The sequence below is a fragment of the Streptomyces justiciae genome (genome assembly GCF_015163075.1).
Taxonomy (GTDB): domain Bacteria; phylum Actinomycetota; class Actinomycetes; order Streptomycetales; family Streptomycetaceae; genus Streptomyces; species Streptomyces justiciae.
In genome coordinates, this window is sequence record NZ_JADDXU010000012.1 from 113,609 (window position 1) to 128,813 (window position 15,205).

14 protein-coding genes are annotated in these 15,205 nt (G+C 70.3%); 1 reads left to right on the plus strand and 13 read right to left on the minus strand.

Translation table 11 applies throughout. The annotated features are described in order from the left end of the window. Positions 1-73 precede the first annotated feature (73 nt). From carB to pyrR, 6 genes are all read right to left on the minus strand, one after another. Complete coding sequence (gene carB, locus IQ210_RS30045; protein WP_194082313.1) at positions 74-3,382, minus strand: carbamoyl-phosphate synthase large subunit; 3,309 nt, start codon at positions 3,380-3,382, stop codon at positions 74-76. Continuing rightward, positions 3,375-4,517: a glutamine-hydrolyzing carbamoyl-phosphate synthase small subunit gene (gene carA / locus IQ210_RS30050; RefSeq protein WP_194082314.1), complete on the minus strand. Its 1,143-nt coding sequence runs from the start codon at positions 4,515-4,517 to the stop codon at positions 3,375-3,377. The genes carB and carA overlap by 8 nt, the downstream gene beginning before the upstream one ends. Further along, a complete protein-coding gene (locus IQ210_RS30055; protein ID WP_194082315.1) occupies positions 4,514-5,101 on the minus strand; it encodes a PH-like domain-containing protein in 588 nt (195 codons plus the stop codon). Before IQ210_RS30055 ends, carA begins: the two co-directional genes overlap by 4 nt. Further along, positions 5,098-6,384 carry a dihydroorotase gene (locus IQ210_RS30060; protein WP_194082316.1) on the minus strand — a complete coding sequence of 429 codons (1,287 nt, stop codon included), beginning with the start codon at positions 6,382-6,384 and terminating at the stop codon, positions 5,098-5,100. The genes IQ210_RS30055 and IQ210_RS30060 overlap by 4 nt, the downstream gene beginning before the upstream one ends. 5 nt (positions 6,385-6,389) lie before the next feature. Then, a complete protein-coding gene (locus IQ210_RS30065; protein ID WP_194082317.1) occupies positions 6,390-7,367 on the minus strand; it encodes an aspartate carbamoyltransferase catalytic subunit in 978 nt (325 codons plus the stop codon). Between the two features lie 84 nt (positions 7,368-7,451). Further along, on the minus strand, positions 7,452-8,024 hold the full coding sequence (pyrR, locus tag IQ210_RS30070; RefSeq protein ID WP_194082318.1) for a bifunctional pyr operon transcriptional regulator/uracil phosphoribosyltransferase PyrR: 573 nt from the start codon (positions 8,022-8,024) through the stop codon (positions 7,452-7,454). A gap of 253 nt (positions 8,025-8,277) precedes the next feature. Between pyrR and bldD the strand changes: the two genes are divergently transcribed. After that, complete coding sequence (bldD, locus tag IQ210_RS30075; protein ID WP_003956405.1) at positions 8,278-8,778, plus strand: transcriptional regulator BldD; 501 nt, start codon at positions 8,278-8,280, stop codon at positions 8,776-8,778. Between the two features lie 165 nt (positions 8,779-8,943). Here the strand turns inward: bldD and nusB are convergent, their stop codons facing one another. From nusB to aroC, 7 genes are all read right to left on the minus strand, one after another. Beyond that, the gene (gene nusB, locus IQ210_RS30080; protein ID WP_097261491.1) at positions 8,944-9,378 is read right to left on the minus strand and encodes a transcription antitermination factor NusB; all 435 of its coding nucleotides are present in this window, start codon (positions 9,376-9,378) and stop codon (positions 8,944-8,946) included. A 2-nt stretch (positions 9,379-9,380) separates the two neighbouring features. Next, positions 9,381-9,947 carry an elongation factor P gene (efp, locus tag IQ210_RS30085; RefSeq protein WP_059196374.1) on the minus strand — a complete coding sequence of 189 codons (567 nt, stop codon included), beginning with the start codon at positions 9,945-9,947 and terminating at the stop codon, positions 9,381-9,383. Between the two features lie 59 nt (positions 9,948-10,006). Then, positions 10,007-11,113: an aminopeptidase P family protein gene (locus IQ210_RS30090; RefSeq protein ID WP_194082319.1), complete on the minus strand. Its 1,107-nt coding sequence runs from the start codon at positions 11,111-11,113 to the stop codon at positions 10,007-10,009. A 119-nt stretch (positions 11,114-11,232) separates the two neighbouring features. Further along, positions 11,233-12,105, minus strand: coding sequence for a Pro-rich N-terminal domain-containing protein (locus tag IQ210_RS30095; protein ID WP_194082320.1), 873 nt, complete (start codon positions 12,103-12,105; stop codon positions 11,233-11,235). A 165-nt stretch (positions 12,106-12,270) separates the two neighbouring features. Beyond that, positions 12,271-13,362, minus strand: coding sequence for a 3-dehydroquinate synthase (aroB, locus tag IQ210_RS30100; RefSeq protein WP_194082321.1), 1,092 nt, complete (start codon positions 13,360-13,362; stop codon positions 12,271-12,273). Next, on the minus strand, positions 13,359-13,871 hold the full coding sequence (locus IQ210_RS30105) for a shikimate kinase (protein WP_194082322.1): 513 nt from the start codon (positions 13,869-13,871) through the stop codon (positions 13,359-13,361). The genes aroB and IQ210_RS30105 overlap by 4 nt, the downstream gene beginning before the upstream one ends. Then, entirely contained in the window at positions 13,868-15,052 is a 1,185-nt protein-coding gene (gene aroC, locus IQ210_RS30110) for a chorismate synthase (protein ID WP_194082323.1), read from the minus strand. Before aroC ends, IQ210_RS30105 begins: the two co-directional genes overlap by 4 nt. Positions 15,053-15,205: the final 153 nt, after the last annotated feature.

The window sequence follows — 15,205 nt, forward strand, 5'->3', positions numbered from 1 at the left end:
CGGTGTCCTCTTGAAGCCTCAAAAGAGCCTCATGAAGAGGGGGACACCGTTTCCGGTGTCCCCCTCAGGGCTGCTAGTCGCGGGCCGCGGTCAGGTGTTCCGCGTGTTCCTGGAGCGAACGGACGCCCACGTCACCGTGGTTGAGGGCGTCGATGCCCTGGACGGCCGCGGCGAGCGCCTGGACCGTCGTCAGGCACGGCACCGACCGCGCCACGGCCGCCGTACGGATCTCGTAGCCGTCGAGGCGGCCGCCCGTGCCGTACGGGGTGTTGACGATGAGGTCGACCTCGCCGTCGTGGATGAGCTGGACGATGGTCTTCTCGCCGTTGGGGCCGGTGCCCTCGGACTGCTTGCGCACGATCGTGGCGTTGATGCCGTTGCGCTTGAGGACCTCGGCGGTGCCGGAGGTGGCGAGCAGCTCGAAGCCGTGGGCGACGAGCTCACGCGCGGGGAAGATCATCGACCGCTTGTCGCGGTTGGCGACCGAGATGAACGCGCGGCCCTTGGTGGGCAGCGGGCCGTAGGCGCCCGCCTGCGACTTGGCGTACGCCGTGCCGAAGACGGCGTCGATGCCCATGACCTCGCCGGTGGAGCGCATCTCCGGGCCGAGGACCGTGTCGACACCGCGGCCGTGGACGTCGCGGAAGCGCGACCACGGCATGACGGCCTCCTTGACGGAGATCGGCGCGTCGAACGGCAGCTCGCCACCGTCACCGTTGGCCGGGAGCAGGCCCTCGGCGCGCAGCTCGGCGATGGTCGCGCCGAGCGAGATGCGGGCGGCGGCCTTGGCCAGCGGCACCGCGGTCGCCTTCGAGGTGAAGGGGACGGTGCGGGACGCGCGCGGGTTGGCTTCGAGGACGTACAGGATGTCGCCGGCCATCGCGAACTGGATGTTGATCAGGCCGCGTACGCCGACACCGCGCGCGATGGCCTCCGTGGAGGCCCGCAGCCGCTTGATGTCGAAGCCGCCGAGCGTGATCGGGGGCAGCGCGCACGCCGAGTCGCCGGAGTGGATGCCGGCCTCCTCGATGTGCTCCATGACGCCACCGAGGTAGAGCTCGGTGCCGTCGTAGAGGGCGTCGACGTCGATCTCGATGGCGTCGTCGAGGAAGCGGTCGACGAGGACCGGCCGGGAGGGGCTGATCTCGGTCGATTCGGCGATGTAGGAGGCGAGGCGGGTCTCGTCGTAGACGATCTCCATGCCGCGTCCGCCGAGGACGTACGACGGCCGCACCAGGACCGGGTAGCCGATCTCGTCGGCGATGGCCTTGGCCTCGGCGAAGGTGGTCGCGGTGCCGTGCTTGGGGGCCGGGAGGCCCGCCTCGGCGAGCACACGCCCGAAGGCGCCCCGGTCCTCGGCCGCGTGGATGGCCTCCGGGGACGTGCCGACGATCGGCACGCCGTTGTCCTTGAGTGCCTGCGACAGGCCCAGCGGGGTCTGGCCGCCCAGCTGGACGACGACACCGGCGATCGGGCCCGCGAGGGACTCCGCGTGGACGATCTCCAGCACGTCTTCCAGCGTCAGCGGCTCGAAGTACAGGCGGTCGGAGGTGTCGTAGTCCGTGGAGACGGTCTCGGGGTTGCAGTTGACCATCACGGTCTCGTAGCCCGCCTCGCTCAGCGCGAAGGAGGCGTGGACGCAGGAGTAGTCGAACTCGATGCCCTGGCCGATGCGGTTGGGACCGGAGCCCAGGATGATGACCGCCGGCTTCTCGCGCGGCGCGACCTCGGTCTCCTCGTCGTAGGACGAGTAGAAGTACGGCGTCCTGGCGGCGAACTCGGCGGCGCAGGTGTCGACCGTCTTGTAGACCGGGCGGATGCCGAGCGCGTGCCGGACCTCGCGGACGACGTCCTCGCGCAGGCCACGGATCTCGCCGATCTGCTGGTCGGAGAAGCCGTGCCGCTTGGCCTCGCCCAGCAGCTCGGGGGTGAGCTCCGGGGCCTCGGCGAGCTCGTCGGCGATCTCCTTGATGAGGAAGAGCTGGTCGACGAACCAGGGGTCGATCTTCGTGTACTCGAAGATCTCCTCCTGCGTGGCGCCCGCGCGGATGGCCTGCATGACGGTGTTGATCCGGCCGTCGGTGGGCCGGACGGACTCCGCGAGCAGGGCCTCCTTGTCGCCGGGCTCGCCGACGAAGGTGAACTGGCTGCCCTTCTTCTCCAGCGAGCGCAGCGCCTTCTGGAAGGCCTCGGTGAAGTTGCGGCCGATGGCCATGGCCTCGCCGACCGACTTCATGGTGGTCGTCAGCGTGGAGTCGGCCTGCGGGAACTTCTCGAAGGCGAAACGAGGCGCCTTGACGACCACGTAGTCGAGCGTGGGCTCGAAGGAGGCCGGGGTCTCCTGGGTGATGTCGTTCGGGATCTCGTCGAGGGTGTAGCCGACGGCGAGCTTGGCGGCGATCTTGGCGATCGGGAAGCCGGTCGCCTTGGAGGCGAGCGCCGAGGACCGCGACACGCGCGGGTTCATCTCGATGACGATCACGCGACCGTCCTCGGGGTTGATCGCGAACTGGATGTTGCAGCCGCCGGTGTCGACGCCGACCTCGCGGATGATCGCGATACCGATGTCGCGAAGGCGCTGGTACTCGCGGTCGGTCAGCGTCATCGCGGGCGCGACGGTGATCGAGTCGCCGGTGTGCACGCCCATGGGGTCGAAGTTCTCGATGGAGCAGACGACCACGACGTTGTCGTTCGTGTCGCGCATCAGCTCCAGCTCGTACTCCTTCCAGCCGAGGATGGACTCCTCCAGGAGCACCTCGGTGGTCGGCGAGAGCGTGAGGCCCTGCCCTGCGATGCGGCGCAGCTCCTCCTCGTCGTGGGCGAAGCCGGAGCCGGCGCCGCCCATGGTGAAGGACGGGCGGACGACGACCGGGTAGCCGCCGAGGGTCTCGACGCCCTTGAGGACGTCGTCCATGGAGTGGCAGATGACCGAGCGGGCGGACTCGCCGTGCCCGATCTTCTTGCGGACCTCCTCGACGACCTCCTTGAAGAGGTCGCGGTCCTCGCCCTTGTTGATGGCCTCGACGTTGGCGCCGATCAGTTCGACGCCGTACTTCTCCAGCGTGCCCGCCTCGTGCAGCGAGATGGCCGTGTTGAGGGCCGTCTGGCCGCCCAGGGTGGGCAGCAGGGCGTCGGGGCGCTCCTTGGCGATGATCTTCTCGACGAACTCGGGGGTGATCGGCTCGACGTACGTGGCGTCGGCGATCTCCGGGTCGGTCATGATCGTCGCCGGGTTGGAGTTGACCAGGATGACGCGCAGACCCTCGGCGCGCAGGATGCGGCACGCCTGGGTGCCGGAGTAGTCGAACTCGGCGGCCTGGCCGATGACGATCGGGCCGGAGCCGATGACCAGGACGGACTGGATATCGGTGCGCTTAGGCACGCTGGCCCTCCATCAGGGAAACGAAGCGGTCGAACAGGTAGGCGGCGTCGTGCGGGCCCGCTGCCGCTTCGGGGTGGTACTGGACGCTGAAGGCCGGCTGGTCGAGCAGCTGGAGGCCCTCCACCACGTTGTCGTTGAGGCAGACGTGGGAGACCTCGGCGCGGCCGTAGGGGGTGTCGGAGACCTTGTCGAGCGGGGCGTCGACGGCGAAGCCGTGGTTGTGCGCGGTGACCTCGACCTTGCCGGTCGTACGGTCCTGCACCGGCTGGTTGATGCCGCGGTGGCCGTACTTCAGCTTGTAGGTGCCGAAGCCCAGGGCGCGGCCCAGGATCTGGTTGCCGAAGCAGATGCCGAAGAGCGGTGTCTTGCGCTCCAGCACGCCCTGCATGACCGAGACGGGGCCGTCGGCCGTGGCCGGGTCGCCGGGACCGTTGGAGAAGAACACCCCGTCGGGGTTGACGGCGTAGACGTCCTCGACGGTCGCCGTCGCGGGGAGCACGTGCACCTCGATGCCGCGCTCGGCCATCCGGTGCGGGGTCATGCCCTTGATGCCGAGGTCGACCGCGGCGACGGTGAACTTCTTCTCGCCGATCGCGGGGACGACGTACGCCTCCTTGGTGGCGACCTCCGCGGAAAGGTTCGCGCCCTTCATCTCGGGGGCCTGGCGCACCTCGGTGAGCATGGTGCCCTGGTCGGGCAGCGCGTTGCCGGAGAAGATGCCGACGCGCATGGCGCCGCGCTCCCGCAGATGGCGCGTCAACGCGCGCGTGTCGATGCCGGAGATACCGACGACGCCCTGCTGGGACAGCTCCTCGTCGAGGGAGCGGCGCGAGCGCCAGTTGGACGGCACGCGCGCGGGGTCGCGCACGACGTATCCGGCGACCCAGATCTGCTTGCTCTCCGGGTCCTCGTCGTTGACGCCGGTGTTGCCGACGTGCGGGGCGGTCATCACGACGACCTGGCGGTGGTACGACGGGTCGGTGAGGGTCTCCTGGTAGCCGGTCATGCCGGTGGAGAACACCGCCTCGCCGAAGGTCACCCCCACGGCCCCGTAGGCGCGGCCGCGGAAGATCCGGCCGTCCTCCAGGACGAGTACCGCGGGAACCTTCGAGGCTCCCCTTGTGGAGGTCGTCATCGTGCGCCTTCCGTTTCCGTCTTGTCCGTCTTGTTGATCATGGAGTTAATGGCGTCGACCCACTCGTTGTGCTCGGCCGCGTGGTCGGAGCGGAAGCCGGAGTCGATCAGCCTGTCCCCGTGTTCCCAGGTCACGAGCAGCAGCCCGCCCTCGGTGAGCACCTTGCCGGCGATGCCCTTGCCGAGCACGGCCTCCCGCAGCGCGCCGGCCGGGATGAAGAAGTCGGTCGCGCCGGGGCGTACGACGTCCAGTCCCGCGTCCGTCAGCGTGAGCTCGACCCGGCTGCGGGTGCCGAGGCCGTGCGCCACGATGCGGTCGAGCCACTGCCCGGCGGTGGTGGAGCCGTGGTAGCGGCCGCTCATCGTCAGTTTCGCCGCACCGAGGTCGTCCGGCGCGTCGGGCAGCTCGGGCAGGTCGCTCTGGAGCGTGCCGCGCCACTTCCAGCCCTCGCGCATCAGCCAGTAGATGAGGGCGACGAACAGCGCCAGCCCGACGAGCCAGCCGATGCGCGCGGCCCAGTCGGTGACCTCGGCCGATTCCTTCTCGGCTGCGAGGCCGCCTGCGAGCAGGATTACAGGTGTCACGTGAGCTTCCCGTCGACGAGCGTGGCCTTGCCCCGGAGCCACGTGTGCGTCACACGGCCCGGCAGCTCACGCCCCTCGTACGGGGTGTTCCGGCTGCGCGAGGCGAAGCCCGCGGGGTCCACGTCCCCACGGTATTCCGTGTCGACGAGCGTGAGGTTGGCGGGCTCACCAGCCGAGACGGGACGGCCGTGGCCCTTCGCCTGCCCGATCTCGGCGGGCTTGGAGGACATGCGCTCGGCGACCCCGGCCCAGGTGAGGAGTCCGGTGTCCACCATGGTCTCCTGCACCACTGACAACGCGGTCTCCAGGCCCACCATCCCCATGGCGGCCGCGGCCCACTCGCAGTCCTTGTCCTCGTGCGGGTGCGGGGCGTGGTCGGTGGCGACGATGTCGATGGTGCCGTCGGCGAGCGCCTCGCGCAGGGCCAGCACGTCGCGCTCGGTGCGCAGCGGCGGGTTGACCTTGTAGACCGGGTTGTACGTGCGCACCAGCTCGTCGGTGAGGAGCAGGTGGTGCGGGGTGACCTCGGCGGTGACGTCGATGCCGCGGGACTTGGCCCAGCGGATGATCTCGACGGACCCGGCGGTCGACAGGTGGCAGATGTGGACGCGGGAGCCGACGTGCTCGGCGAGCAGGACATCCCGGGCGATGATCGATTCTTCGGCCACCGCGGGCCAGCCCCCGAGCCCCAGCTCGGCGGAGACGATCCCCTCGTTCATCTGGGCGCCCTCGGTCAGCCGCGGCTCCTGCGCGTGCTGGGCGACGACCCCGCCGAAGGCCTTCACGTACTCCAGCGCCCGGCGCATGATCACCGCGTCGTCGACGCACTTGCCGTCGTCGGAGAAGACGGTGACCCCGGCGGCCGACTCGTGCATGGCACCGAGCTCGGCGAGCTTCTTGCCCTCCAGGCCGACCGTGACGGCGCCGATGGGCTGCACGTCGCAGTAGCCGTGCTCCTGGCCGAGCCGGTAGACCTGCTCGACCACGCCGGCGGTGTCGGCGACCGGGAAGGTGTTGGCCATGGCGAACACGGCGGTGTAGCCACCGGAGGCGGCGGCACGCGTGCCGGTCAGGACGGTCTCGGAGTCCTCACGGCCCGGCTCGCGCAGATGGGTGTGCAGGTCGACGAGCCCGGGCAGGAGGACCTTGCCGCCGGCCTCGACGACCTCGGCGCCCTCGGCGGACAGCCCCGTGCCGACGGCCTCGATGACCGCACCGTCGATCAGGACGTCCTGCGGCTCGCCGCCGAGCACCTTCGCACCACGGATCAGGATCTTGCTCATGTCTCTTACTTCTCCTCGATACGGGTGTGGCTGACGGCGGGCTCATTTCCACCCAGCAGCAGATACAGAACGGCCATCCGGATGGAGACTCCGTTTGCGACCTGCTCCACGACGGTGCAGCGGTCGGAGTCGGCGACCTCGGCGGTGATCTCCATGCCCCGGACCATCGGGCCGGGGTGCATCACGATGGCGTGCTCGGGCATCTTCGCCATGCGCTCGCCGTCGAGGCCGTAGCGCCGCGAGTACTCGCGCTCGGTCGGGAAGAACGCGGCGTTCATGCGCTCGCGCTGGACGCGCAGCATCATCACCGCGTCGGACTTGGCGAGCGTGCTGTCCAGGTCGTACGACACCTCGCAGGGCCAGGTCTCGACGCCGACCGGCACCAGGGTCGGCGGGGCGACGAGGGTGACCTCGGCGCCGAGGGTGTGCAGCAGGTCGACGTTGGAGCGGGCGACGCGGCTGTGCAGGACGTCGCCGACGATCGTGATGCGCTTGCCGGACAGGTCCTGGCCGAGCCCGGCGTCCCGCCCAATGAGCCGGCGCCGCATCGTGAAGGCGTCCAACAGGGCCTGCGTGGGGTGCTGGTGGGTGCCGTCACCGGCGTTGATGACGGCCGCGTCGATCCAGCCGGAGGTGGCGAGGCGGAACGGCGCTCCGGAGGCGCCGTGCCGGATGACCACGGCGTCGACGCCCATGGCCTCCAGGGTCTGGGCGGTGTCCTTCAGGGACTCGCCCTTGGAGACGCTCGACCCCTTGGCGGTGAAGTTGATGACATCGGCGGAGAGGCGCTTCTCCGCGGCCTCGAAGGAGATCCGCGTGCGCGTGGAGTCCTCGAAGAAGAGGTTGACGATCGTGCGGCCGCGCAGGGTCGGCAACTTCTTGATCGGCCGGTCGGCGACCCGGGCCATCTCCTCGGCGGTGTCGAGGATCAGGACGGCGTCGTCGCGGGTGAGGTCGGCGGCCGAGATGAGATGACGCTGCATCTGTCAGGCTCCGTAAGGAAGTTCAGGTCGGGAGATTCCGGGGCAAGGCAGGGCACGCCGAAGACGGACGTGCCGGGCGGCTTGCTACTGGGTCTGCTTCGCGCCGAGCAGCACGGTGTCGCGACCGTCCTCCTCGGCGAGCTGGACCTTGACCGTCTCCCGCAACGACGTGGGGAGGTTCTTGCCGACGTAGTCGGCGCGGATGGGCAGTTCACGGTGGCCGCGGTCGACGAGGACCGCGAGCTGCACCGCGCGCGGACGCCCGATGTCGTTCAGGGCGTCGAGGGCGGCGCGGATGGTGCGGCCGGAGAAGAGCACGTCGTCGACGAGGACGACGAGGCGGCCGTCGATGCCGTCACCGGGGATCTCGGTGCGGGCCAGCGCACGCGGCGGATGCATGCGCAGGTCGTCGCGGTACATGGTGATGTCGAGCGAACCGACCGGAATCTTGCGGTCGGTGATCTCCTCGAGCTTGACGGCGAGCCGCTGGGCGAGGAAGACGCCTCGGGTCGGGATGCCGAGGAGCACCACGTCGTCGGCGCCCTTGGCGCGTTCGACGATCTCGTGGGCGATGCGGGTCAGTACGCGGGCGATGTCGGGGCTTTCGAGAACGGGCCGGGCATCGGACTGCGTGTCCTGCTGGTCGTGCTTGTCCATAAGAAACGGACCTCCTTCTCCGCCTCACGGGACGGACCTTAAAGGACGTCGGAATTGCGCCATCCACGGTAGCAGGCCCTCAGGACACCCCTGATCACCCCCATGGCCTAATCGGCCACCGCTACCACGGAAGAGTCGGTGCGGCTCATTCGGCTTGACGCAGAAGAGTAACGCTGCGTAACCTCACAGTGAGTTACCAGCCGCGCGGTACGGCGCCCCTGCCGGCCGCGTCGACACAGTGCCGGGGAGCTATATGTCCAGCGAATACGCCAAACAGCTCGGGGCGAAGCTCCGGGCCATCCGCACCCAGCAGGGCCTTTCCCTCCACGGTGTCGAGGAGAAGTCCCAGGGACGCTGGAAGGCGGTCGTGGTCGGTTCGTACGAGCGCGGCGACCGTGCCGTGACCGTGCAGCGCCTCGCCGAGTTGGCGGATTTCTACGGTGTGCCCGTTCAGGAGCTGCTGCCGGGTACGACCCCGGGCGGCGCCGCCGAGCCGCCGCCGAAGCTGGTCCTCGACCTGGAGCGGCTGGCCCACGTGCCGGCCGAGAAGGCGGGCCCCCTCCAGCGCTACGCCGCGACGATCCAGTCGCAGCGCGGTGACTACAACGGCAAGGTGCTCTCGATCCGCCAGGACGACCTGCGCACACTCGCCGTCATCTACGACCAGTCGCCCTCGGTCCTCACCGAGCAGCTGATCAGCTGGGGCGTGCTGGACGCCGACGCGCGTCGCGCGGTGTCCCACGAGGAGAGCTGAGCCGCTTCCCGCCTCAGCAGAAACGTGCCGCCGGGGTGGCCGGAACTTCATGGTTCCGGCCACCCCGGCGGCTTTCTGCGCTTCTCCGGTGCCTCCCGGGCACGGAGACGCCAGGGGGCCCGCAGCAATCACGCTGCGGGCCCCCTGGCGATGTCGTACCTCTGCTTACGCCTCTTCGCGGCGCAGCGTGGGCTTGAGGTCCTTGAGACGGCCGAGCAGGCCGTTCACGAAGGCCGGCGACTCGTCCGTGGAGAACTCCTTGGCGATCTCGACCATCTCGTCGAGCACGACCGCGTCCGGGGTCCCGTCGACCCAGATCAGCTCGTAGGCGCCGAGCCGCAGGATGTTGCGGTCGACGACCGGCATCCGGTCGAGCGTCCAGCCGACGGAGTACTGCGCGATCAGCTCGTCGATGCGCTTCGCGTGCTGCGCGTAGCCCTCGACCAGCTGCATGGTGTACTCGCTCACCGGCGGCTGCCGGGTGTCGGTCCGGGAGAGCCGGATCCAGTCCGCAAGGACCGTCAGGACGTCGGCCCCGCGCTGGTCGCCCTCGAAGAGGATCTGGAAGGCGCGCTTGCGGGCCGTGTTGCGGGCAGCCACGGTTAGCTGTTCACCCGGCCGAGGTAGTCGCTGGTGCGGGTGTCGACCTTGATCTTCTCACCGGTGGTGATGAAGAGCGGGACCTGGATCTGGTGGCCGGTCTCCAGGGTGGCGGGCTTGGTGCCACCGGTGGAGCGGTCGCCCTGCACGCCCGGCTCGGTCTCCTGGATGACGAGCTCGACGGCGGCCGGCAGCTCGACGAAGAGCACCTCGCCCTCGTGCTGCGCGACGGTGGCGGTGAAGCCCTCGATCAGGAAGTTGGCGGCGTCGCCGACGGCCTTGCGGTCGACCATGAGCTGGTCGTAGGTCTCCATGTCCATGAAGACGAAGTACTCGCCGTCCATGTACGAGAACTGCATGTCGCGCTTGTCGATCGTGGCCGTCTCGACCTTGACGCCGGCGTTGAACGTCTTGTCGACGACCTTGCCGGAGAGCACGTTCTTCAGCTTGGTGCGCACGAAGGCCGGGCCCTTGCCGGGCTTGACGTGCTGGAACTCGACGACGGACCACAGCTGGCCGCCATCGAGCTTGAGCACGAGGCCGTTCTTGAGGTCGTTCGTGGAAGCCACGGTTGCGGAATCTCCTGGACTGACGTGGACGACCCCGGCGCACGCGCGTAGCGGGAAAGCTACAGCGCGAGCAGCTCCTTGGTCGTGATGGTGAGTAGCTCGGGTCCGCCGTCCGCCTCGGGGCGTACGACGAGCGTGTCATCGATCCGGACACCGCCCCGGCCCGGGAGGTGGACCCCCGGTTCGACGGTGACCGGCACGCAAGCGTCCAGTTTACCCATGGCCGCGGGGGCCAGCTGCGGGTCCTCGTCGATTTCGAGTCCGACACCGTGTCCGGTCAGGGCCGGCAGGCCCTCGCCGTACCCCGCGGAGTCCAGCACCTGGCGTGCGGCGCGGTCCACGTCACGGTACGCGGCGCCGGGTGCGAGGCTCTCCCGGCCGGCGCGCTGAGCGGCGAAGACCAGGTCGTACAGCTCGATCTGCCAGTCCGCGGGGGACGTCCCGATCACGAACGTACGGCCGATCTCGCAGCGGTAGCCGCGGTACGTCGCGCCGAGGCAGACGGAGAGGAAGTCGCCCTCCTCCACGCGCCGGTCGGTGGGACGGTGGGCGCGACGGCCGGAGTGCGGGCCGGTGGCGACGGAGGTCGCGAAGGCGGGGCCGTCGGCGCCGTGGTCGACGAGGCGGCGCTCCAGTTCGAGGGCGAGGTGCCGTTCGGTACGGCCGACGAGGATGGATTCGAGGAGTTCACCGAGCGCCTGGTCGGCGATCTCGGCGCCGATGCGGAGGCAGGAGATCTCCTCCTCGTCCTTGACGACCCGGAGCTGCTCCACGGCTGCGCCGAGGTCGGTGAGGTGGAGGCGGGGGGCGACGGAGCGGATGGCTCTGTGGCGCGCGACGGTGAGGTGGTGTTCTTCCACGGCGAGAGCGTCGATGCCCTGGATCGAGGCCAGGTCGACCGCCGCGACGGCGGGGTCGCCACCTGACCCAGGCAGGGTCTGCAGGCGGAGGGTCTCGTCGGGTCGGCCCTCTCCGGCACGGTCGTCCGGCGGATCGAGGCACACCAGCACGTCTTCTGTCCTGCCGAGCAGCAGGACGGAGCCCTTGGGTGCGGCGCCCGCCAGGTAGCGCACGTTGGCGGGGCGCGAGATCAGTGCCGATGCGCTGCCGACCGCGTGGCAGCGTTCCCTGAGCTTTGTGCGGCGGGCCGCGTACACCTCTGACATGACACGAGCGTAGGAGCGGTGTCTGTTTTGTGCCGGTTGGGGGGTGCCAATGGGGGTTGTACGCGGTCTGCGGCGGGGTGGGGGCTGGTCGCGCAGTTCCCCGCGCCCCTGAAAAGCCTTTACCAGCTAGGTGGGCTGGCAATGGACCGTGCGAGTACGTCGTCCAGGACCTGGGCCGTCTGGGGAACGTCCAGCTGTGAATTGTCGATGATCGGCAAGCCCGAGCCGTACCACCCCGCCATACGGCCGTGAATCCGCGCCACCTCCTCATCGGTGAGCCGGCGATTCCCCGATCGCTCGGCGTTGCGCTCCAGGACGATCTCCAGGCCCGGGAGCAGCACCACGGGCAGCAGTCCAGGTCCCACGTGCCGCTTCCAGCCGCCCAGGCCCACCACCGGGCGGTCCGGGAAGACCGCGTCGTCGAGGATGCAGGAGATGCCGTTGGCCAGGAAGTTGCGGGCGGCGAAGCCGCAGGTGCGGCGGGCCAGGCGGTACTGGGCCTCGGAGTGGTCGTTCCAGCCGGACTGGGGGTCGGCGAAGCCGGAGCGGACCCATTCGCGGACGTCGTCGAGGCTGATGTGGGCCGTGGGCACCCGGCGGTGATCGGCCCAGTACTTCGCGACGCTGGTCTTGCCCGCGCCGGCCGGACCGATGAGCAGCACCGCGAGGGTCGTGCTCGTCGGGTCGGGGGTGACCGCGGCCGGTGGGGTGCTGGGAACACCGACGGGGCCGCCGGGCGGCAGCGGAACGTGGCCGGTGGTGTCCGGTGCCGGGGGCGCCGAGGGGTGCGGCGGGGCCGGCGGCGCCGAGGGGTGCTGATGCGACGGCGGGACGAAACCCGGTGCCGGGGGCGGTGGGGGCACCGGGGCGGAGCCCTGGTGCGCGCCCGGGTGCTGGGGACCCGGGTGGTGTGCGGCCGGCGACCAGCCGACGGCCGGTCCGTGCCCCGGCTGGTGGGGCGGCGGCAGCGGAGAACCCACTGCGTGCTGCATCCGGTGCCACTCCGTCTCGTACAAGGCAATTGGCGCTGGCGGAGCGGGTGCGGACCCGCTCCTTACCGAACGGTACCGTCCCCGGCCGCCGTTTGGTGAACGGCCGGGGACGGCCCTAAGTGCCCGTGCCCGCAAGGCAAATGGGACGGATGACTCCTCGGCGGACTACTCGCCCACTTCTCCGTACGCGGCCAGCAGTACGGCCGGGTCGGGACCCTCCAGGACGGTGGGCTTGCCCAGGCCGTCCAGGACGATGAAGCGCAGCAGGTCACCGCGGGACTTCTTGTCGACCTTCATGGTCTCAAGGAGCTTGGGCCACTGGTCGTAGCGGTAGTGCAGCGGCAGGCCGACCGATTCGAGGACCGTGCGGTGGCGGTCCGCCGTCGCGTCGTCCAACCGGCCTGCCAGGCGGCCGAGTTCGGCGGCGAAGTGCATGCCGACGGAGACCGCGGCGCCGTGCCGCCACTTGTAGCGCTCGTTCTTCTCGATGGCGTGGGCGAGCGTGTGACCGTAGTTGAGGATCTCGCGCAGGCCCGACTCCTTGAGGTCGGACGAGACGACCTCGGCCTTGACCCGGATGGACCGCTCGATCAGCTCGGCCGTGTGCGGGCCCGCCGGGGTGCGGGCGGCCTGCGGGTCGGACTCGATGAGCTCCAGGATCACCGGGTCGGCGATGAAACCGGCCTTGATGATCTCGGCGAGGCCGGAGACGTAGTCGTTGACCGGGAGGGAGTCCAGCGCTGCCAGATCGCACAGGACGCCGGCCGGCGGGTGGAAGGCGCCGACGAGGTTCTTGCCCTCGGCGGTGTTGATGCCGGTCTTGCCGCCGACGGCCGCGTCCACCATCGCCAGGACGGTGGTGGGGATCGCGATCCAGCGCACCCCGCGCAGCCAGGTCGCGGCCACGAAACCGGCGAGGTCCGTGGTCGCGCCGCCGCCCACGCCGACGACGACGTCGGTGCGGGTGAACCCGGACTGGCCGAGCGCCTTCCAGCAGTAGGCGGCGACCTCGGCGGTCTTGGCCTCCTCCGCGTTCGGCACCTGGATGGCGACCGCCTCGTAGCCCTGCCCGGCGAGGTCGGCCCGCAGCGCCTCGCCGGTCTCGGCGAGCGCCTCGGGGTGGACGATGGCGACCCGCTTGGCCTTGTCGCCGATCAACCCGCCGAGCTCGCCCAGGAGTTGACGGCCCACCAGGACCTCGTACGGCTCGCTGCCCGCGGTGCCGCCGACCTGGATCCGCGTCACTGCTTCACTCATGCCTGCTTCAACTCCAGTGCGTCCAGGGCGGCTTCGGTGACTTCTTCGGGCGTACGGCCGTCGGTCGCGACGACCGCCGTGGCGATCTGCTCGTACAGGTGCCGTCGCGCCTCCATCAGCTCGCGCCACTGTTTGCGCGGGTTGACCGCGAGCAGCGGGCGGGCCGTGTTGAGGCCGGTGCGCTTGACGGCCTCCTCAACGTCCATCGAGAGGTAGACGACCGGCAGGCCGGCGAGGGACGCGCGCGTGTCGTCGTCGAGGATCGCGCCGCCGCCGAGGGCGAGGACGCCGTCGTGCTCGGTCAGCGCCCGCAGCACCGCGGCCTTCTCGATCGCACGGAAGGCCGACTCGCCCTCGTCGACGAAGATCTCGGCGATGGTCCGGTCCTGCGCGGCGACGATGTCGTCGTCGGTGTCCCGGTAGCCCACGCCGAGCCGCTCGGCGAGCAGCTGCCCGACGGTCGACTTGCCGACGCCCATCGGGCCGACGAGCACCACCCGAGGGCTCATCGGATGGCCAGGTTGTCGAGGAACGACCGCACGTTGCGCCGCGTCTCGGCCACGTTGTCGCCGCCGAACTTCTCCGCGACCGCGTCCGCGAGGACGAGGGCCACCATGGCCTCGGCGACGATGCCGGCGGCCGGGACCGCGGAGACGTCGGAGCGCTGGTGGTTGGCGGGCGCCGCCTCGCCGGTGGTGACGTCGACGGTCTGCAGGGCCCGCGGCACGGTGGCGATGGGCTTCATCGCGGCCCGCACGCGCAGCAGCTCGCCGGTGGTCAGACCGCCCTCGGTACCGCCGGAGCGGCCGGAGACGCGGCGGATGCCCTCGGGCGTGTTCACGATCTCGTCGTGCGCCTTGGAGCCGGGCACGCGCGCGAGCTCGAAGCCGTCGCCGATCTCGACGCCCTTGATGGCCTGGATGCCCATGAGCGCGCCTGCGAGGCGGGCGTCGAGCTTGCGGTCCCAGTGGACGTGCGAGCCGAGGCCGACCGGGACGCCGTAGGCCAGGACCTCGACCACGCCACCCAGGGTGTCGCCGTCCTTGTGGGCCTGGTCGACCTCGGCCACCATCGCCTTCGAGGTGTCGGCGTCCAGGCAGCGCAGCGGGTCGGCGTCCAGCTTCTCGACATCGGCAGGGGTCGGGTAGACGCCCTGCGGGGCCTTCACAGAGCACAGCTCGATGACATGGCTGACGATCTCGATGCCGGCCGTCTCCTTGAGGTACGACCGGGCGACCGCGCCCAGCGCCACCCGGGCCGCCGTCTCACGCGCGGAGGCGCGCTCCAGGATCGGCCGGGCCTCGTCGAAGCCGTACTTCTGCATGCCGGCCAGGTCGGCGTGGCCGGGACGGGGCCGGGTCAGCGGGGCGTTGCGGGCGAGCCCGGCGAGGATCTCCTCGTCCACCGGGTCGGCCGCCATGACCTGCTCCCACTTCGGCCACTCGGTGTTGCCCACCATGATCGCGACCGGGGAGCCGAGGGTGAGGCCGTGCCGGACGCCGCCGAGGAAGGTGACCTGGTCCTGCTCGAACTTCATCCGGGCACCGCGTCCATAGCCGAGCCGGCGCCGGGCCAGGTGGTCCGCCACCATCTCCGTGGTGATCGGCACGCCGGCGGGAAGACCCTCCAGCGTCGCCACGAGTGCGGGACCGTGGGACTCCCCCGCGGTCAGCCAGCGCAACCTGCTCAACGGTGCTCCTCAGTGCTCGCGCCCTCGTACTGCCCTGCGTACGCGCGTCCTCGCGTACGGCAATGGCGCGACCAGGTGCGCGGCCCGGGCCCGCCACCTTCGATCCTCCCACGTCCCACCGACATGTCCGGCCGCCGGTCCACCAGACGGACG